General features: G+C 69.2%; 19 protein-coding genes and 1 pseudogene. 10 read left to right on the top strand and 10 right to left on the bottom strand.

The genetic code is table 11. The features are described 5' to 3' along the window. The first annotated feature begins 96 nt into the window (after positions 1-96). On the top strand, positions 97-1,368 hold the full coding sequence (locus OG422_RS29425; RefSeq protein WP_405747264.1) for an alpha/beta hydrolase: 1,272 nt from the start codon (positions 97-99) through the stop codon (positions 1,366-1,368). 220 nt (positions 1,369-1,588) lie between these two features. Further along, the gene (locus OG422_RS29420; RefSeq protein ID WP_405748047.1) at positions 1,589-2,113 is read left to right on the top strand and encodes a GNAT family N-acetyltransferase; all 525 of its coding nucleotides are present in this window, start codon (positions 1,589-1,591) and stop codon (positions 2,111-2,113) included. A gap of 572 nt (positions 2,114-2,685) precedes the next feature. On the opposite strand, the gene OG422_RS29415 is transcribed toward OG422_RS29420, so the two are convergent. The 4 genes and pseudogenes from OG422_RS29415 to OG422_RS29400 form a co-directional block, all read right to left on the bottom strand. Further along, positions 2,686-3,204, bottom strand: coding sequence for a uracil-DNA glycosylase family protein (locus OG422_RS29415; RefSeq protein WP_405747262.1), 519 nt, complete (start codon positions 3,202-3,204; stop codon positions 2,686-2,688). A gap of 137 nt (positions 3,205-3,341) precedes the next feature. Next, positions 3,342-3,734, bottom strand: a pseudogene (locus OG422_RS29410) (SDR family NAD(P)-dependent oxidoreductase); the annotation flags it as partial. A 393-nt stretch (positions 3,735-4,127) separates the two neighbouring features. Then, positions 4,128-4,289: a hypothetical protein gene (locus tag OG422_RS29405; protein ID WP_405747260.1), complete on the bottom strand. Its 162-nt coding sequence runs from the start codon at positions 4,287-4,289 to the stop codon at positions 4,128-4,130. A 234-nt stretch (positions 4,290-4,523) separates the two neighbouring features. Beyond that, positions 4,524-4,886 carry a hypothetical protein gene (locus OG422_RS29400; RefSeq protein WP_405747259.1) on the bottom strand — a complete coding sequence of 121 codons (363 nt, stop codon included), beginning with the start codon at positions 4,884-4,886 and terminating at the stop codon, positions 4,524-4,526. Between the two features lie 346 nt (positions 4,887-5,232). Here OG422_RS29400 and OG422_RS29395 point away from each other — a divergent pair, with 346 nt between their 5' ends. Continuing rightward, complete coding sequence (locus OG422_RS29395) at positions 5,233-5,361, top strand: TetR family transcriptional regulator (RefSeq protein WP_405747257.1); 129 nt, start codon at positions 5,233-5,235, stop codon at positions 5,359-5,361. 429 nt (positions 5,362-5,790) lie between these two features. Here OG422_RS29395 and OG422_RS29390 read toward each other — a convergent pair whose 3' ends face one another. Beyond that, entirely contained in the window at positions 5,791-6,333 is a 543-nt protein-coding gene (locus OG422_RS29390; protein WP_405748046.1) for a fumarylacetoacetate hydrolase family protein, read from the bottom strand. Positions 6,334-6,829: 496 nt separating this feature from the next. Continuing rightward, complete coding sequence (locus OG422_RS29385; RefSeq protein WP_405748044.1) at positions 6,830-7,981, bottom strand: Dyp-type peroxidase; 1,152 nt, start codon at positions 7,979-7,981, stop codon at positions 6,830-6,832. A gap of 217 nt (positions 7,982-8,198) precedes the next feature. On the opposite strand from OG422_RS29385, the gene OG422_RS29380 reads away from it, so the two are divergent. Further along, entirely contained in the window at positions 8,199-9,407 is a 1,209-nt protein-coding gene (locus OG422_RS29380; protein ID WP_405747256.1) for a nitrous oxide reductase family maturation protein NosD, read from the top strand. A gap of 7 nt (positions 9,408-9,414) precedes the next feature. On the opposite strand, the gene OG422_RS29375 is transcribed toward OG422_RS29380, so the two are convergent. Together OG422_RS29375 and OG422_RS29370 are read right to left on the bottom strand one after the other, a co-directional pair. Further along, complete coding sequence (locus OG422_RS29375) at positions 9,415-10,104, bottom strand: hypothetical protein (RefSeq protein WP_405747254.1); 690 nt, start codon at positions 10,102-10,104, stop codon at positions 9,415-9,417. A 303-nt stretch (positions 10,105-10,407) separates the two neighbouring features. Beyond that, on the bottom strand, positions 10,408-12,810 hold the full coding sequence (locus OG422_RS29370; RefSeq protein ID WP_405747253.1) for an SdrD B-like domain-containing protein: 2,403 nt from the start codon (positions 12,808-12,810) through the stop codon (positions 10,408-10,410). Positions 12,811-13,372: 562 nt separating this feature from the next. Between OG422_RS29370 and OG422_RS29365 the strand changes: the two genes are divergently transcribed. Together OG422_RS29365 and OG422_RS29360 are read left to right on the top strand one after the other, a co-directional pair. Beyond that, entirely contained in the window at positions 13,373-14,248 is an 876-nt protein-coding gene (locus tag OG422_RS29365) for an ISAs1 family transposase (RefSeq protein WP_405747251.1), read from the top strand. A 179-nt stretch (positions 14,249-14,427) separates the two neighbouring features. Further along, positions 14,428-14,871: a tyrosine-type recombinase/integrase gene (locus OG422_RS29360; protein WP_405747249.1), complete on the top strand. Its 444-nt coding sequence runs from the start codon at positions 14,428-14,430 to the stop codon at positions 14,869-14,871. A 147-nt stretch (positions 14,872-15,018) separates the two neighbouring features. On the opposite strand, the gene OG422_RS29355 is transcribed toward OG422_RS29360, so the two are convergent. Next, entirely contained in the window at positions 15,019-15,228 is a 210-nt protein-coding gene (locus OG422_RS29355; RefSeq protein ID WP_405748042.1) for a MafI family immunity protein, read from the bottom strand. Between the two features lie 326 nt (positions 15,229-15,554). On the opposite strand from OG422_RS29355, the gene OG422_RS29350 reads away from it, so the two are divergent. The 3 genes from OG422_RS29350 to OG422_RS29340 all read left to right on the top strand — a co-directional run bounded on the left by OG422_RS29350 (position 15,555) and on the right by OG422_RS29340 (position 16,362). Then, positions 15,555-15,917 carry a hypothetical protein gene (locus OG422_RS29350; protein ID WP_185993839.1) on the top strand — a complete coding sequence of 121 codons (363 nt, stop codon included), beginning with the start codon at positions 15,555-15,557 and terminating at the stop codon, positions 15,915-15,917. Between the two features lie 107 nt (positions 15,918-16,024). Beyond that, positions 16,025-16,228: a hypothetical protein gene (locus OG422_RS29345; protein WP_405747247.1), complete on the top strand. Its 204-nt coding sequence runs from the start codon at positions 16,025-16,027 to the stop codon at positions 16,226-16,228. Then, on the top strand, positions 16,228-16,362 hold the full coding sequence (locus OG422_RS29340; protein WP_405747245.1) for a hypothetical protein: 135 nt from the start codon (positions 16,228-16,230) through the stop codon (positions 16,360-16,362). The genes OG422_RS29345 and OG422_RS29340 overlap by 1 nt, the downstream gene beginning before the upstream one ends. A gap of 59 nt (positions 16,363-16,421) precedes the next feature. On the opposite strand, the gene OG422_RS29335 is transcribed toward OG422_RS29340, so the two are convergent. Beyond that, positions 16,422-16,754, bottom strand: coding sequence for a VOC family protein (locus OG422_RS29335; RefSeq protein WP_405747243.1), 333 nt, complete (start codon positions 16,752-16,754; stop codon positions 16,422-16,424). An 823-nt stretch (positions 16,755-17,577) separates the two neighbouring features. Here OG422_RS29335 and OG422_RS29330 point away from each other — a divergent pair. Then, positions 17,578-17,973 carry a PPOX class F420-dependent oxidoreductase gene (locus OG422_RS29330; protein ID WP_185993838.1) on the top strand — a complete coding sequence of 132 codons (396 nt, stop codon included), beginning with the start codon at positions 17,578-17,580 and terminating at the stop codon, positions 17,971-17,973. Positions 17,974-18,334: the final 361 nt, after the last annotated feature.

The following is an 18,334-nucleotide window of genomic DNA, read 5'->3' as shown; positions in this document are numbered from 1 at the left end:
GACTCCCTGCCGAACCCGCCCGCCCCGGAACACGTCGCGTGCGGGCGGCTCCGAGTTCCGCTCAACTGGAACCATCCGCGGGGGCCACACATCGAGGTGGCTGTCTCACGGATACGCGCATCGGGCTCCCGCGGCGAGCGGCGCGGCATCCTGCTGGTGAACCCGGGCGGACCGGGCGGCTCCGGACTCTCCTACGCGGTCACGAAGCGAGCCAAGCTGCCGCAGAGCGTGCGACGGGCGTATGACGTCATCGGCTTCGACCCTCGTGGAGTCGGACAGAGCGCCCCCGTGAACTGCGGCCGGATGGGCGGCCTCTTCACCAGCCCGGGCACGAACCCCGTACCCGTAGGCAGGCCCGCGGAGAAGAACTACCTCACATCGCTACGGAACATGGCCGACGACTGTGCCGCGGGCGCCGGCGAAACGCTGTCCCACCTGTCCACGGAACAGACGGCGCGGGACATGGACGCGATCCGCGCCGCACTCGGCGAACGCCGGACGAGCTTCCTCGGCGTCTCCTACGGCAGCTACCTCGGCGCCGCGTACGCCGCGCGCTTCCCGCATCGCGTGGGCCGCATGGTGCTCGACAGCGTCGTGGGCCCGTGGAACTGGTACGACTTCGACGTCATCCAGAGCTGCGCACTGCTGCGGCAGCGCGACACCTTCTTCACTTGGACCGCCGCCCACGCGGAACGCTTCGGCCTCGGCGGGAGCACGGCCGCCGCGCGCCGGGCCTATCTGCGCGTGCGCCACGGACTTACCAGGCACCCCGTGGACGGCTTCGGACCCGCCGAGTTCGACCGCGCCGTCTACCGCGCACTGGGCCGCACCGAACGCTGGGCCGGCCTCGCCGAGGGCCTGCGCGACCACCTGAATGCCGGACACCCCGACGGGCTCCGCCCCACCGCCGCTTTCGACAGCCCGGATTCACGCAACTACGAAGCAGCGAACCGCGTCGTCAAGTGCGCCGACTCCCCCGCCCCTGCACCTCACCGGATCCTGGCGGACATCCACCGCACCCGCCGGCTCGACCCGCAGCCGGTCCTGACCGGCATGGAGGCGTCCACCTGCCCCTATTGGCGCCACAAGCCTGCCCACCGCACCCCGCTCGGCAGCCCCGACGCCCCACCCGTACTGCTGGTGGCCTCCGCGCACGACCCCGTCACCCCCATCGAGGGCGCACGCCGACTGCGCCGACTGCTGCCCGGCTCGCGCCTGGTCACGCTCGGCAACGACTATTCGCACGGCGTGTTCGCCAGCCGGGGCAACGCATGCGTGGACGACACCGCGGCCGCCTATCTCGTCAACGGCACGGCACCGAAGGCGGACGTGAACTGCATCGGCCCCGGGCTGCCGGACGTGCCGTGAGCGCGGGAGCGAAACAGCTTCCTGAAAATCGTTTTCATGAATTTGCCAGGGTGGCATGTGCCGCGACGGCAGTGCCATCACGCACACGACGCCAGCCGCACAGACGCATGCGCAGCACAGAAACGCATGCCGGACAGGAGAAACCGTGAGCGAGACCGCACATTGCGGATACACCGTGCGCCCCGCGACACCTGCCGACGTGGACCCCGCACGCCGCATCATGCTCGACACGCTGTACCGCGAGTTCGGATACGGCTACGTGCCCCGCTGGCACCACGACGTGCTGGACATCGAAGGCACCTACCTCGACGACCCCCGCCATCTGCTCCTCGTCGCCGTCCACGACGGCGAAGTGGTCGCCACGACCGGAGTACGATCCGCGGGCCCGGCCCACCCCCCGCACCCGCGCTGGCTCGCCGAACGCTACCCGTCCGGAACCACCGCCCAATTGGTCCGCGTCTACGTACGCCCCGAACACCGGCGCCGGGGCCTCGCCCGCACCCTGGCCCACACAGCTTGCGACATCATCGCGACCATGCCCGGCTACAACAGCATCTACCTCCACACCAACGTCAACGTCGAGGGCGTGGAAACCTTCTGGCGGAGCATGGCCGAGGAGGTGTTCGACGCCCGGACCACCGGCGAACACGGCCCGGGCGTCGCCACCGTGCACTTCGAGATCCCTATGAGGCGCCGACCGGCCGACGAAGTGGCGCAGCACTCGACCGCCGGCCGCATCCCGTAACCTCGCCGGCTCCTCGCTCTCCCGCCACGAGAGCGAGGAGCCTGCATCACCGATCCACAAAGGCGGCGCGGGTTCGTGGAACAGCGTGCAGGCCGGGGCCGTAGGCCGCACGCGGCTTTGTCCAGGGGCTGGGCGACATGTTGTCGCCAGAGGCTATAGACGATGCCGGTGCGGCGGCCGGTGACAAGTCTGTGGGCGCGCAACAGACCGAGGCGGGCGGCCCTGACCCGTGCGGAGGCGCCGCCCGTCGCGTCACCGGCGTGCGCGGCGTCCGCGGGCACGATTGCGGACACCCGTGCCCGTGCCCGGCGCGCCGCCCCGATCGAGTGAGGGCCCGGATCCCGGCGACTGTGGCGCAGCACGGGCAGACACGCCGGACCCGGTCCGCCGCACCGCCCGACGAAGGGAACGTGTGGGGCCGGGCCGTGTGGGAAGCGGTCCAGCCGCGAGCGGCTGAGGGCGAGACCGCGCACGGTCTCGTTGCGCCGCGCCGGACCGGGCCTGCGAGCGAGCCGCACCCCGCCACCCCGGCGTACGGCCGGCGTGGAGAAGCAGCCGGTCGGGGGCGCCTGTCACTCCAGTGCGCCGGCGACGACGCGAAGGCCGGAAACGACGCCCGCGGAGGCGGCTTCGCGTTCCCGGGAGCGCAGTACCGCCAAGGGGTGCAGTGTCGCCACGACGAGGGCCGCGCCGTTGCCAGCCGTGTCGTGGGGCGGTGCGCCGCCCCGGTCCTCCGGCAGCGGGAGGGGCGTGCCACGGTCCTTGGTCACCCGGAATGACGACCCGAGCAGTGCCTTGGCGGCGCTCGCCCCGAGCGCAACGACGATCTGCGGCCGGACGAGGCGCAGATCGGCGGTGAGCCACGGGCGGCAGGCCGTCATCTCCCGCAGGCTGGGCGGTTTGTGGATGCGGCGTTGGCCGCGGGTGGCCGTGGTGAATGTGAAGTGCTTGACGACGTTGGTGAGGTAGGCGTCGTCCGCGTCGAGCCCGGCATCGGCGAGCGTCTCGCGCAGCAGGCGACCGGACGGTCCGACGAACGGCTCGCCACAGCGGTCCTCTTGAGCACCAGGCTGTTCGCCGACGAACGCCACCCGTATGCGGCCGCCGCTTCCACCCGGTACGTCGTCGAGACGGGCCACGGCAGCGTGGTGCGCAGCAGCCGCGTGGCCGGGTGCGCGTCGGCGGCGCGGATCATCTCCGTACCGGTCCAGCTGAGGTAGGTGATCCCGACGGCCACGCCGCGGTGTGCGACCTCCGCGCGCGGGGAGTGCGCGAACGCCTCCGCCCCCGACTTGGCGGCGCAGTACGCCGACAGCAGCGGTGCGGCGGTGATGCCCGTCAAAGAGGGGATCTGGCGGCAGTAGCCGCGGGTGTGCAGCAAGCCGGGCAGGAAGACCCGGGCGGTCACGGCGGTGCCCGGGAGATTGATCTCCACGGTGCGGTTCCACGTCTCCGGAGCGGTCTTGAGGAACGGGCCGCCCACCGCCACCCCGGCGTTGGCCACCACCACGGACGGCGGGCCCAGACGCCGCGTCACCTCGGCGGCGGTCCGCGCCATCGTGGCCTCGTCGGTGACGTCGACCGGCCGGTACGCGTGTACGCCGGGCAACGCGGCAGCCATCGGGGCGAGCTCGGCCTCTTCCAGTCCGAGCAGGCCACCGTGGCGCCGGCTGACGAACGGCTCCTCCGATGGTCGAAGTACGGTGGCGAGATGCATGGCGGTGCGGCATCGGCTGATCAGGCGGGCCCCGGAGACGGTCTGGGCGGTTCTCTCGGACCGGGACCGGTACGCGGACTGGGTCGTCGGCACGGACACGTCGCGGCCCGACTCGGGCGACTGGCCCGAGGAGGGGACCCGCCTTGCCTACACCGTCCGCCTGGGGCAAGCCCACCCATGCCGGGACCAGTCACTCGCCCATCGCACAGCTCCCAGGGCTTGTCCGGTCGATCATCTGCGGAGCCAGGCGAGGAGCATGGCGGTGGTGAGGGCGCCGAGGTAGACGTTCGTAGCGTGTCACTGGTGCGCACGGACCGGGGTGGAGCCGACCGACACGTCCCCATCCATCCGCCCGGCGGCGTCGGCCAGGGACTGCACCTGCCAGAGCGGCTCCTCCCGTTCGGTCCATGCGCACACGGCAAAACCGGTGTCGCCGATGCGCAGGTCGACCTCACGCACTGTCAGTTCCAGGCGCCGCCACGTCGTCTCAGCAGCGTCTTCGATCAGTGGACAGCCATCGCGGCCGCCGTCTCCCCGAACCTGCCTCCCCGCACGTCGCCGCAGCGGCCTTCCGTGCGGAGCGCAGGCGGTCGGTGCAGTCCGGGCTTGGCCGTCGGCGCCCGCACTGCGCGCCTGATGACCTGGATCAAGGCCTCACCCGGGCCGCCCTGGGAGCACGATTCGATATGCGAGCTAACAGCGTTCGGCAGGGTCATTGCCGGTGATGCCGAGGTATGTCTCGCTCACCCAGCCCTGCTGCTGGGTGCCTGCCCGTCGGACGTGCCACCAGCCTCGGTTCCCACCGACGGTGTCCCCGTACGTCCAGCAGTGGTAGTACACCTTCACGCGCGACCACTGCCCGAATGAGTCGCAGCTGGTGTGCGGGCCCTTCCGGTAGTTGACGTCGGTTCGGGTGACGTGGGACGAGTACGCGCTCTTGTTGCTCCATGCGTGACCGCAGCCCAACGTCCCGGCCGAAGCGGGAACGGACGCAACCGCGGGTGTCGCCGCCACGACCGCCAGCAGCGCCAGGGCTCGGGCCCCATTGCGCGCCATCTTCCCCGACCGCCTTACTTTCCGCATATCTCCCCCTTGTTGGCGTATATGGCCGCCAACACCGTACGAGAGCCGAGGGCAAAGCGCACGCATGAGACCGGCCAAGAACGTCCAGACAACTGCCTTGCCGAGCAAGGAAGTTCAGTCCCTGCCGGGCTGGGTCAAGAGCTCAACTCCCGGCCCGTACCGGCGCCGTCTCAGCCCTATCGATGCCGTTGCACGTGTCGTCGCCGGACCGGTTGTCAGGCGGCTCCCTCCGTACTCTCGGGGCCATGACGGCACCTAAGGAGAACCAGACCAGCACCCGCCACCGCGCCCCAGCATGTCGCCGGAGCAGTGCCGCGGAATGGCCATCCAGACCGCGATCCCGCTGATCGCCGAGTACGACGCCGCGGTGACGACCTCGAAGATCGCCCGCGCCGCGGGCATCGGCGAGGGCACGATCTTCCGGGTCTTCGCCGACAGCACCGAGTGAGCCCGGATTCCGGTCAGAACCTCAAGACCAACTCGCTGCCCCTTTGACTCGTATCTGGGTCACACCCCCAGAAAGCCGGGTGGCTGTCAGGAAGATGAGCCGGCTTCCACCACAACTCGCGCCGTCATTTCTCATCGCCATCCAGGCGGCGAGAGATCACGATTCGGCTCCCAAGCCCGTCCCCATCTGCTGTTCCTAGAGATGCACGAAGCCATCAGGTGCAGTGCCGAAGACGATCCCGTGATGACCACCCTCATCAGCCCCGAGCGGACGCGTTCAAGGGCCCGGCTGCCCGAGCCGCCGCGTCTTCGCCTCCTCACGATCACCAGTGAGGAGGCGAAGACGCGGCAGGTTCGACTCAGTCGACGCGGTCGGTGCCGCGTCAGCGGGCCTGCTGGGCCGGGAAACCGAGCCGGGTGAGATATGCGGTCATCGCCCGCAGGCCGAAGCCCATGGCGGCAACGCGTCGGTCGGGCGGACCGTGTTGCGCAGGGTTCCGAGGCAGGGGCTGCTGATGGTGACGGTGCCTCCGTCGTGGTGGGTGAAGCCCATGCCTTTCTCACCGCGGTCCTGGGTGGGAGCGAAGAGGGTTCCGGTGAACAGGGCGAATCCGTCCGGGTGTTGGTGGTGGCTGCCGTACGCTGCGGCGACCAGGTCCTCGAAGGTACGGCTGATCGCGGCGAGGCTGTTGCGGCTCTCGAGCAGGTGGGCGTCCTCCCCCTCGATGCGCAGGACGATCTCCTCCCGGCGCAGGGCGTCGAGGTCGAACTCGTCATGGAGCAGCCGGATGAACGGGCCCACGGCGCAGGAGCCGTTGTTGTCCTTGGCCATACCGAGGAGGAGGGCGCTGCGTCCCTCGATGTCGCGGAGGTTCACGTCGTTGCCGAGGGTCGCTCCGGCGATGCGGCCGGTGGAGTTCACGACGAGGACGAGTTCGGGTTCCGGGTTGTTCCAGTCCGAGAAGGAGGGGATGCCGATCGCCGAGCCGTGGCCACGGAGGCGAGTACGGGTGCCGACGGTCGGCTCCCTGCTCCTGCTCGGCCTGCTCGCCGCCCCGCGGGCGCCGCCATCCGGCTCACCGACCGCCTCTACCGGGCACTCGCCCTCTCCGCCGCGCCGGCGGTACCGGAGATGTGGGCGGGAATGTTCGCCTCGTACGCGATGCCGAGGATGCCCCGAGCTTCGCCGTCATGGCCGTCGCCACGGCCGTCTACGCCGCGATGTTGCTGATCCGGCGGCCCGTCTCCGGTCCCCGTATGCGACCCGGCTCCACCCCTCCTCGGCAGTGGCCGCGGTGGTGGCGAGGGTGAACAACTCGGCGAGCAGGTGTCACTTCTCGCGAGTTCCTCGTCGGCTTGCTTCTGCAGCCGCCAGGCGCCCCGGTCGGCGGGCGCCGGGACAGCGCCGCGCAGGGGCACGACGAGGATCGGCGTGTAGCCGAACGGCCACGGCGCCGTCGTCGACCTGTTCAGTGGAACATCTGGGCGCCGAGCGGGTGCTGCTGGTCGAAGCCGGGGAGGATGAGGAAGGTTGCGCTGGCGGTGGTCGTGGTGAATCGCAGCAGTGCGTCGGAATCATCCATGTGAGCAAGAGTGTTGGTGAATGTGCGTATGTCGTTCTGGAAGCTGATGAAGAGCAGGCCGGGGGTGGGCTCGTCGGTGCTGTAGGAGCGGCGGAGCATGAGGCCGACGCCGACCACGTTGGGGTTGGCCCGGCGGACGTGGGCGTCGGCAGGGATGAGGTAGCGCCCGTCCGGTGTTTTGGCGCCGAGGTTCGGATCCCAGGCTGCGGTGCCGCCGGAGAGGGGCACACCGGTGGCTCGGCGCCGGCCGAAGACCGCCTCCTGGTGGGCGACGGAGAGCGCGGCGAACCGCGGCAGGTCGAGTTCCATGCGCCGTAGTACGGCGATCGTGCCGCCGACGACGGGAGCCGGGCCGGCCAGCCACAGGTGGCGTTGGTGTTCGGCCGTCGTGTGCGGGCCCACGATGCCGTCGATGAAACCGAGCAGGTTTCGTGGCGCGGAAATGCCCTTGTCCACCGGGGTATTCGGACCGCGCCGTCCGGACTGCCGCCAGCGTTCACGTATCCGGTCGCCGGCCTGCTCCAGAAGTGCGGCGGCGACGACCGGTAACAGCAAGGCGTCGCTGGCGCAGATCTGTATCAACAGGTCCCCGCCGCGTGCCTGTGGGGCGATCTGCTCGCGGGAGAACCGGGGGAGGTCCGCCGCGCCGGGCAGGGAGGGATCGGCCATGCGCACCAGCCGTGGTCCCACCCCGATCGTGACGGTGAGATCGCCTGGCGGCAGGCCCAGCAGTCGTGGATCGGTCCCCGCGGTGAGCGTGTGAATGGCCTGACCGAGTTCGGCCAGCAGCAGGCCCACGGCCACGGCGTCGCCGAGGTCGGCCACCACCGCCAGGAGGTTCGGCTGGGCCGGTTGTGGGAGCGTGATGCCTGCTTGATAGCGGCCGGTTGGCGGCACCCGTGTAGTTGACGCGAGGGAAGGGGGCCGGGTTGGCTGAGCTGCAGGCGATTCGCACCCGGCGCTGAGCCCGGTGGTCGCCACGGCTCCGGTGGCACCGATGAACGCGCGGCGTGACGGATGGGAGTCGGCTCGGCTCACGGTGTGAAGAATGCCATATCCGTTCTGGCGGTGGCGAGTTGGTCGGCCTCCCCCCCCCGGGATGACTTCATGCCAGGATGAGGTCATGCCTCGTCTCCGTCTTCGCGTGATGGTCGCGTTACTGAGCACCCTGACGTGCGCACTGGCGGGCTGTGGGGCCGGCGATGACGGGTCGAGCCATGGTCGGCGACCGCCCGGCGCGCATGTGACGATCAGAGTGCCGACTGACGCCCCGACGATCTCGGATGCGGTGTCTCTCGCTCGCCCCGGTGACCTGGTGTTGGTCGCGCCGGGCGTGTACCACGAGTCGGTGAAGGTCTCCACGTCCCGTGTCACTCTTCGTGGCGAGTCCCGGGACAAGGTCGTCATCGACGGGCGGTTGCAGCAGCCGAACGGCATCGTCGTCACCGCGCCCGGGGTGGCCGTGGAGAACCTGACCGTGGAGGACAACACGCAGAACGGGGTCCTGGTCACCGGTTCGGCGAAGGCGGCTGCCGGAATGCCGGGGCAGTCCGGCGGCTATGACACCGGCGATGAGCCCGTCACCTTCCTGAAATCATTCCTGGTCTCCCACGTGACCGCGACCCGCAACGGGCTGTACGGCATCTACACGTTCTCCGCGCAAAACGGTGTCATCGAGCACTCGTACGCGTCAGGCGGGGCCGACTCGGGGATCTATGTCGGACAGTGCAAGCCCTGTCACATTGTGGTGCGGGACAACATTGCCGAACTCAACGCGGTCGGTTACGAAGGCACCAATGCCAGTGGCGGCATGTACGTGGTCGGTAACCGCCTTGTCGGTAACCGGGTCGGACTCACCATCAACTCCGACCACCAGGAGAAGTTGCTCCCGCAGCAGGATGCCGTTGTCGCGGGAAACCTGATCGCGGCCAACCAGCAGGCGGCGACCCCCGAACAGGCCGACGGCGGGTGGGGCATCGGCATCGGCGTCGACGGCGGCACCGACAACCAGTTCGTCCGCAACCGAATCGCCTACAACAGCAACGCCGGGCTGATGATCACCGCAACCGCTGACATACCGCCGGACGGCAACCAGATCCTGGACAACACCTTCGTCGCCAACGGCGTTGACGTCGGCTGGACGTTCCCTACCGCCACGCGGGGACGGGGCAACTGCCTGCGCGGCAATGATCTACGAACGACGGTGCCCGCCCGCCTCGCGGCAACCGCGTCCTGCCCGCGTCCCGCCCGGCCGGCCTCGCCGTCCGGCACGTGGGCAACGCCGACGGCACCGAGGGGTATCCCGTTCACCGATGTGGCGGCGCCAGGGCCACAGCCGCAGTTCCCGAACACCACCACGGGCGCCACCGCTGTTCCGGCCATTCCGGCGCTACCGGACATGGCGGGCATCGGGCTGCCGTCGGCGTCACTGCTCGCCGCAGGCGCGCGGGTACGGACGCCCTGAGCGGCGGCTACCGCGTCGGGGTGACTCCGGGTACCGGCCGGACCGGAACGTACTTCTGGGTGTCGAAATCGATGACCACCGGCTGCGATGCGGAAGCCACGCCGACGCGAACCCGGTACATGGTGCCGTCCGAGCCGATCCAGTAGCGCACGGCACCCGCCGTACCCGCCGTACCGCGCGTGGCACGGGCGCTCGGCCCGGTCATGATGTCCACCTGACGGCCGTCCAACCGGTCCTGTCCAACCCAGGCGGCACCGTTCTGTGGCAGTAGTTCGGCATTGTCCGGCCGGTCGCTGCCGAACTTCAGCGCGATGGCCAGCGAACTGTCCAGCGAACTGCCGGACGACTGCAGCGGACGGCCGTACCAGCCCGACCGGGGCGGCGACGCGGGTGCGTGCTCCGGGGCGTTCGCCATCGGGTGGACGAACACCGAGGCGGCCGTCCACTCGATCAGCCCGTCGCTGGACGTGTCGCGCCCGGTGCCGTGCACCACGCCGTAACCGAGTTTGCCTTGGTAGTCGACGGACCCGGTGACGATCAGCCCGCCGGCGGTGCCCGGCACAGTGATCGTCACCGCGCGGCCGTGCGCCTCGTAGTTGCGGAACCGCGTGATCGCCAGCCGGTTCGCCTCGTCCGAGGTCAGTGCGCGCGGACCGCTGGGGCCAGAGCCGCTGCCGATGATCAGGAACGCGGCCACCGCGACGGCCGCTATGCCGATGACGGCTGCCGCCCGGCGTGGCCGCAGCCGTCGGCGCCGGCCGGCCACCAGGCTCCGTAGGCCTCGCTGAACTCTCACGCTCCGCACGCGGCTCAACACTGACACTCCGCTGATTCACCCTCTCCATCAGTACACTGCTCGGCCGCCGTGCGGTCGCGGCGGCACTCGGCTGTCCAGTGACAGACGACGCCACGGCCGGCCCTCGCGGACCGGCCGAGACGTGATCTGCCCGACCGTGCCATCCGGATCGCGGGCGGGCAGACCACCCGTTGTTCCGTTCGTTCAGTGTTTCTGGGCGCGACGCTTCCGGCTCATGAACGCGACGACCAAGCCCGCACCCACCAGCAGAACGACGAGGGCAATCATCTCTGGCAGCCCGGCCATACCGGTGTGCGCCAGCGAACCCGTGCTCCCGCCGGCCGGGGCCAGGTTGGCAGGCGGCGCGGGTGACGGCGGCGTAGAGGCCGGTGGCGAGGTCGGCATCGGGGTCGGGGTCGGCGTCGGGGTCGGGGTCGGGGTTGCCTTCGGGATGTACACCCCGGCGTCGATCGTGTGATCGACCCCTCCCGGCTTGTCCGGCGCCGTGACAGGCGCGTAGCCGTTGCACAACTGCCCGGTGGTCGGCGGGGTCACATTGGAGTCATGCGCCCGGTTGGCACCGGCTCGCGGGAGCGTGAACCGCAGCTCGCTTGCCGGGGGTTGGCTTGGCACCTTGCTGGTGTCCGCGGTACACACGTCGAACTGCACCGTGTATTTCGCACCCGGCGTGAGCTGGTACGCAGCGCCGACACCACCGAAGTAGTACTCGCCGGCGGCATCGGTCTTGGTCGTGGCGACCGGTTTGCCTCCCGCGTCCAGCAGGTTGATCGTCGCCCCCGGCAACAGCACTTCCGCCGGGTCCTGGATCCCGTTGTGGTCGCCGTCGAACCACACGAGGTTACCGATCTGGATCGGCGCGTTCGCCGCCGCGTACGCGATGTCGCCGAGCCCGCCGGCCTTGCCGAACCCGCCTTGTTCCCGGCTGACGAACTGGAACCCGTTGGCGGTCGGGTTGTTGCCCGGGCCCTGACCGGTCGTGATGTTGTGGTACCCGGTCCCTGAGGTCGCGACGTTGACGACCGGGTCGAACTCCGTGCTGACGACCCACTGCTGCTGCGGGATATAGGCCACCGACCCCAGCGCGGTCTCCTGGTGCGCGTTGGCGTAAAAGTCGCCCGGGAAGTATTCGACGACATCGGCGGCCTGGCCGCCATTGTTGGCGGGGGCGGCGTGGTTGGGGCAGCTCCCGGTGCCTTCCCACTGGTATTCACCGGTGGGAGTGGCGCAGACCATGGTGATGTCACCACCGGACATGCCGTTTTCCGCCGTGTCGTTCCCCGGGCGGGGGTCCAGCCCTCCCCAACTGAGCACGTCCATGAACCGGTCGCGGAAACCCAGGATCATCGAGCCGTCGCGGGCGAAGGCGAGGGAGGCCAGCTCCGGCTGCGGATCGATGAAGACGTTGCCCGTCTTCCGGTCGTCCCACATGTCCAGGCTGGTGTTCCACGGGTTCCAGTGGGTGGCCTTGTCGCCGGAACCGAAGACGCTGCCGCGTTCGTCCGTGAGCGGGTGGCTCAGCACCGTGGTGAACCGCTTGCCGTCGTAGGTGGAGACGAAGGCTTTCAGGTCCGCGCGCTGCTGCGTGCTCTCCGCGCTGCACACACCGCCGACGTACAGCGTGTTGTTGTGGACCTGGAGACCGAACGGCCGCCAGTCGTCGGGGCTCGCGCACCCCGGGTCCGGGATCGGGTCCGTCGACTTGGGCGCCGCGGCGGTGGCCCCTGTCGCGTCGAAGCTCACCAGGCTGCGGGTCCTCAGGTTCACCGCGTACAGCGTGGAGCCGTCCTCCGACAGGGCCAGGCCACCGATGCTCTCCTTGCCCGGCGCGTCGGTGAACCCGGGATCCTTGATCATGTTGGCGGTGTCGTGCCGCGTCACCGCGGCGTCCGGCACCCGCGCGAACAGCTTGGGCGTACTCCCGCCGCTGACCGGCATGGTGTAGATCGCGCCACCACCCTCCGGCCCGTACGGGGCGTACCGGCGGGCGAACGCGCTCTGGAACAGCCGGGTCCGGTACTTGTCGTACGCCAACCCGAACGTCGTGCCCACCTGGGCCTGCGTGTCCAGCGTGGCCGGGCACGCCACATCGGTGGGACACGTGCCCCGGGTCTTCGTCCCGAACGCCACCAACGCCCGGTTGTCGGTCCCGTTGGCGCCGTTGTGGATCGGCACGAAGTACCGCGAGTCCGGCAGCGCGTAGTCGGCCGGATCCCACACCCCCGTCACCACCGAGGCGTTCTTGCCGCCCGACACATCCACGAACGACGTGAAGCTGTCGAAGTGGTTCCCCGCCGTCGACGCAGGCGCCGCCCGCAGATAGTCGCTGTACGGTGCCGGGATGCTGACGTCGACGCGGTACTGGCCGCCGCTCAGCACCGTCGACCGCGACACCACGACCTTTCCGGTGGCATCCGTGACGCCGGCGACATCGCGCCCGGCGGGGTCGGAGATCTCCACCTTCATGCCCCGCTGCGGCACATCCATCGTCGCGTTGATCACGCCGGTGCCGAAGAAGTCGCGCAGCACCTCAACCGTCAGCGTGCCGTCGGCGGTCGAAGCGGCGGCCGGTCCAGCCGTCGCCCCCATGGCGCCGCCTGCCAGCAAAAGAACAGATAACCCCATGCGCGCCAGCGGCTCCACAAGCCTCCGGGCCAACCGGCGCGGGTCTCTGCCGACTCGGTTCATGGCATCACACTCCACAGTTCTCTTGTCATGAAAACGAAGCACCCGCTTCTCGCTGCACGTCCACTTCGTGGCCCCGGACGAGGACGCCAGCCGCGAACGCCATGGAAAAACAAAAGGGGCCCACTGCTGTTGCCTGAGCCCCTTTGTGGTGATCGACTGAGGATATTGTGGTCGAGTTGCACCGTCGCAGGCCAGGAAAAGCGAACGTGCGTTCAGGGCCTCGGGCAAGACAGCCCTGGGTTGCGTGTTTTTGCAGCTCAATCACCGGTGCTCTCGCCCCCACCGCCGACCTCACCGACCGCCATCGCGAGCGGCGCGCGCCATACTTTATCCGTTGGAGTCCGGCCTTCACCAGCGGAATCCCTGACATTTATCGGTATCCGCGATAGTCCCCCAGCGCCCAGAGAATGGTGACCGGAAGAATGTGCGGCAGCGACGTGATGGCCGGATCCGGTCCCGTTGGGTGCGTGACGCCTGGATGACGGGGCGGGACGCGCTGGACGCGGCGATCAGCGCATATCTGCAGGCCAGAGCAACACCCCCGCCCTTGTCGGAGGGAAAGCGGCCGGTGCGACGGGTCGTTGCGGTCGGCGGTAAGGCGGTGCGCGGGTCGCAGACCAAGACCGCCACGGCGATCCAGCTGCCGGTGGCAATGGATCACCACGGAGTGGTCCTGGCCCAGCGGCAGGTCGCCTCCAAAAGCAACGAGATCCCCTCCTTCGCACCCCTGCTGGACGGCCTGGATCTGCAGAACGCGGTGGTGACCGCCGATGCCCGGCACACCCAGCACGATCACGGCGCCTATCTGATCGGCCGCGGCGCTCACCACGTGGCTGTCGTAAAGAACCATCCGGCCCTGTACGCCCAGGTCAGGAAGCTGCCCTGGCGGGACGTCCCGCTCGGGCACCGTACCCGCGGCCATGCCCACCACCGCGATGAGATCCGCCGGCTGAAAGTTGCCGCGTTCAGTCACCTGGACTACCCCGGCGCCCGGCAGTCGATCCAAGTCGTGCGATGGCCGCGCGACTTGAGCACCGGGAAGCTGACTATCGAGCGTGTCTACCTGATCACCAACCTGAGCGTCCTCGATGCCAACTGCACCGAACTCGCCACCTGGATCAGAGGCCACTGGGGCATCGAGAACCTCCTGCACCACGTGCGGGACCGCACGTTCCGCGAGGACGCTTCCAAGGTCCGCACCGGCACCTGCCCCGCGCCATGGCTTCCTTGCGCAACCTCGCCATCAGCGTCTTCCGCCAGGACGGCCAGACCAACATCGCCTCCCCGCCGCACCGGCCGCGACTATCTCCGGCCCCTACGGGCCCTGGGCCTCACGTGACCGAACCCGGATAGATCCCGATCACGCAATGCCCCTGCCCTGCGCACCGAACTCCGCAAAGGTGAACTCCCCGCCCTCCACTGGGAAGACCCCGGCCTCGACTGCGGCACCGTCGGCAATTCGCCGCCCCTCCAGCGCGCCGCACCGGCCCGGTCTCACCGCCCTACGCGCCAAAGCCCGTGCCTCCGGACCCCGCATCGCATCAACCCCCTCAAGCTCCACCGGGAACGAAGCAGGAAGAACGCCAAGCCACCGGAGCGGGCTGGACGGACAGCGGGCTCATCTTCGCCACGCCCACCGGCAGCCCTCTCGACCCCGCCAACCTCACCCGGTGCTTTCGCCCACTCCTCGACCGGGCAGGGCTGCGCCGCATCCGCTTCCACGACGTACCACACTCCACCGCCACCCTGCTCCTGGAACAAGACGTTGACCTCGTCGTGATCAAGAAACTTCTCGGCCGCGCGCACATCGGCGTCACCCCCACCGTCTACGCCCACGCAAGGCTCTACCTCCAGCGAGACGCCATCGACCTCCTCGGCCACGCCTTTCGCAGCCCCTGCGAGACCACCGGTCAGCCCGACGACGGTGACGACCCGCCGTTGTCCGCATTCCCCGTCCGCTGACGTTGCCGTCAAAGTGTGCTGAGACCCCGCCAAGCACATGCCGACGGGGTCTCAGATGTGCAACTGTGGTTCCTGGGGAACCGATCCGGGTTACCGGTCCAGCATCGAGGCACCGGATTCACCAGCTCCACCCGAGATTCGAAGAGTCTATTCCTCGATAGGTTCATCGAGTCTATCTGTCGATTTCGGAGTTCCCAATTCTTGAACGGCGGACACGAGGCGCTCGTAGTAAGCCGCGGCGATCGGAAGAGAATCCTCGTAGATCCATGAGCACATCGTATCGAATGCCAACTCCTCTTCGCCTACGCTCATCAATTGGCGAACGTCGGCATAACCTCTTCCGAAGTCAGAGGAGATTCCTCAAGGAGTTGCGAGACGAGAGCCCGCACATACCGATACCGCTCCATATGCCACACTCCTTCACTTCGGGAAGGTCGTGAGAACTCCACCGGTTAGCGGCTCATAGCGAACCTCGATGCCTACCCCTAGCACCTCTCCAGCGATTTCCTGAACGGCAGGATCACCTTTCTCGTTCGGAGAGTTTTCTCAGCATAATTACCTGAACCGGTTTTCCAAACACGCGTACTGTTTGGGCTCGCGGCGACATCCGCCACGGCGTCCAGGATGTCATCGTCGCTCCATCCCTTCGGAAATACCGCCTTTCCAGGCAGTCCCGGATAAGCATGTCCGTCGAGGATGTGCTGGGCACCGTCACCAAGCAACTCTCGCCCGACCCCACCACGCTCGCGGCGTTCTACCCCGCGGCCCGGTCGATGACCTGGCCTGCCAACAGCGGCTCGGAGTGGGTGGAGTCGGCGGCGGTGCGGCAGGTGTCGGCCGGCTACTGGTCGGTGACCGTCGCGGCCCGGGTCACGAGCTCGTCCAAGGACGGCGAAAGCCGGGGCAGCCTGCGGTACTTCCAGGCGCCGGTCCGCGCCATGGCCGGCACCAAGGGCACAGCGTCGGGATGCGTGGCGACTGCGCTGCCGGCCGAGGTCGCGGCGACGTCGAGGGCGAGGCCAAACATGCGGGCGGGTGGCCGCTGACGTACGCAGTCGAACTGCGGGCCCGGGACGGCCGGTGGGAGGTCGCCGCGCTGGAAGCCGCACCCGCCCTCGCCTCGCCGGTCACTTCACACCCAGGAAGAAGCGTCATGACCGGGCTCATGCAGATGGCAAGCTCCATCGCCGACGCCAGGAGCATCGCCGAGCAGCTCAAGGATCCCTATGCCGCGCCCAGCGACCACACAGGGCTGGAGCGGGCCGCCGAACGGCTGGACCGCCTCAACATGGAACTCGGCGTCGACATGGAGGAAGCCACCGCCGCCATCCTGTCCCAGCTCAGCAAGTCCGTCTGATGCACCCGCTCCTGGCCGCCCTGATGGCCGGCGCCGCGCTGCGGCCAGTCGTCGTCGCGCTCGCCGTCCTCGCCGGGGAGCCGACCGGCGTCACCTGCCCCGGCTGCACGCCGACCGGCCCCGGTGCGGCGTAGAGCCGGCAAGCGGTGCGGCTGTTGCCGCCCGGTGGCCGCTGCCCGGCCTGCGGGAGCGTTCACCGGACAGCCGTGCATCGCCTGCGCGCGAAGCGCTCGCCGGGACCGTCCAGCACCGTGAAGATGCCGGAGTCGATGACCTGCTGCCAGTCGAGAGGCTCGACCACCAGGCAGATGTGGTCGACGTTGGAGCCCCCTGACCGCCCGTCGGGCGCCTCGACGAGGTCGATGATGATGGTGGGGCTCACCCGCACGGACGGGAAGGAGACCTTGCCGGCTCGCCACTCCTCCACCCGCACCGGTTCCAGCCCCAGCGGGCCGGTGTAGAAGGCGAGCGAGCGCTCAATGTCGGCGACGTTCAGAACGAGGTGGTCGAAGGCGATCACGCGCATGGGTATCTCCGCGGGGTCGGGGCACCGGGGCACCGGTGGTGGTGCGACGGGGCCGACGGCCTCGGACCTCGCCGGTCCGAGGGCGGTGGCTGGTCGCTGGCTACCGTGGCCCGCCGTTAACTTCAGGAACCGAACGCCGCTGTCGATCATGTCAGCGGCCAGGCATGCAGACAGTTCCCATACCCTCGTGAAGTCGTGTTCCCACAAGCACAGCAGGGTGCCGTGACGCTTCCTCCGCCGACGGCTACGCCTGCCAGGTCACCGCCGCCATCAACGCCCCCCTATCCCGGGGTCCGGGAAATCCGCATCTCCAGCAGCAACCGCTTCTTCGGCCACGCCCCTCGCCGCGACACCTGGCACCCCGGCATGCACGACCGAACACCGAACCGGCCGCAGGCCCACCAGGAAGTGCGTCACGCAGTGCCCCGGTGGGACGCCAATCCGCCTGTTGCCACGATGGGTTCAGTGACGATTTCGGTCCGTCTGCCACGGGGCGGATGCCTCCGGTACGGTCGGACGCCGACGTGGACCGGGACGGTCTCGATCGCCGCGAGCGCGGCGGTGGCCCGGTCCGCCGGCGACACCGGTGAGGACTGCGGGATGAGGGTGGACACGCCGCGCCCCAGGGCGCGGTCGTGGGGCGGCGGAGCGGGAAGGGTCGTCACCGTGGAAGTCTCCCGCACCCGGGGTTGCCGTCACTGCAGGAGTTCAGCTGATGGAGGTGATCTACGGATTCAGGGGCAGGGGAGGCCAGGTTCCCTGCCGGGGCTACCGTTACCCCAGAGCACCCCACCGAACCGACCCCTGGAGAACCCTCGTGCCCGTGCCCCTCGGTGAGGACGTGGTGGCGCTGTTGCGCCGCCCCAGCACCTGCTACATCGCTACCACGATGCCCGACGGCTCGCCCCAGCTCACCCAGACATGGGTCGACACCGACGGCGAGCACGTCCTGATCAACAGCGTTGAGTCGCATCAAAAGACCCGCAACATCGCGCGCGACCCGCGGGTGGCTGTCGCAGTCGCCGACCCCTCGGACCCGGCCTCGTACGTCCAAATCCGCGGCCGTGTGGTGCGTGTGACCACCGAGGGGGCGGTCGACCACATCGAGACGCTCGCGCAGAAGTATCTCGGCGGGCCCTACCCATGGTTCGGCGGCCGCGACCAAGTCCGGGTGCTCTATGTGATCGAGCCCGAACGAATCAGCAGCCCCCGCGGCTAATCACCGTGACGGATCTTGCGCCGTCGCACGACGCCAACTCGCCACTCCGGGACATGTGCGGCGGTGTCCCTCTCGGCGATTGGCTGAGCTCGCGCATCGCCTTCGTCTGCCGCTTCACCGCCTCCGCGATGCCCGGGACGACCCGCTGTGCGGGCGCGGTCGCCTGGTGCGCGACGAGTGTCTGGTGGAAGCCGGGCGGGGCCATTTCCCTGGTCTTCACCGGGACCTCTGGCGCGGCCACAGCTGCCGGGACGGACTCCTCCGTGCGCACCTAGGACACGGCGCCGACGGCCAGGACCCGGATGCTGAGGACCGTCTGCGCACCGGCCGCGCAGTTTGCCGCGGCGACGAACCAGGTGTT

The sequence above is a fragment of the Streptomyces sp. NBC_01525 genome (genome assembly GCF_045040405.1).
GTDB classification, from domain to species: domain Bacteria; phylum Actinomycetota; class Actinomycetes; order Streptomycetales; family Streptomycetaceae; genus Streptomyces; species Streptomyces benahoarensis.
This window is presented reverse-complemented; position numbering and strand designations above follow the sequence as displayed.

Excerpts from the sequence above, each read along its gene's own strand:
- OG422_RS29420 (WP_405748047.1), top strand. The coding sequence starts at position 1,589 with ATGCTCGACACGCTGTACCGCGAGTTCGGATACGGCTACGTGCCCCGC.
- OG422_RS29400 (WP_405747259.1), bottom strand. The coding sequence starts at position 4,886 with ATGGCGCGCAATGGGGCCCGAGCCCTGGCGCTGCTGGCGGTCGTGGCG.
- OG422_RS29395 (WP_405747257.1), top strand. The coding sequence starts at position 5,233 with ATGGCCATCCAGACCGCGATCCCGCTGATCGCCGAGTACGACGCCGCG.
- OG422_RS29370 (WP_405747253.1), bottom strand. The coding sequence starts at position 12,810 with ATGGGGGCGACGGCTGGACCGGCCGCCGCTTCGACCGCCGACGGCACG.
- OG422_RS29350 (WP_185993839.1), top strand. The coding sequence starts at position 15,555 with ATGTCCGTCGAGGATGTGCTGGGCACCGTCACCAAGCAACTCTCGCCC.
- OG422_RS29345 (WP_405747247.1), top strand. The coding sequence starts at position 16,025 with ATGACCGGGCTCATGCAGATGGCAAGCTCCATCGCCGACGCCAGGAGC.
- OG422_RS29340 (WP_405747245.1), top strand. The coding sequence starts at position 16,228 with ATGCACCCGCTCCTGGCCGCCCTGATGGCCGGCGCCGCGCTGCGGCCA.
- OG422_RS29335 (WP_405747243.1), bottom strand. The coding sequence starts at position 16,754 with ATGCGCGTGATCGCCTTCGACCACCTCGTTCTGAACGTCGCCGACATT.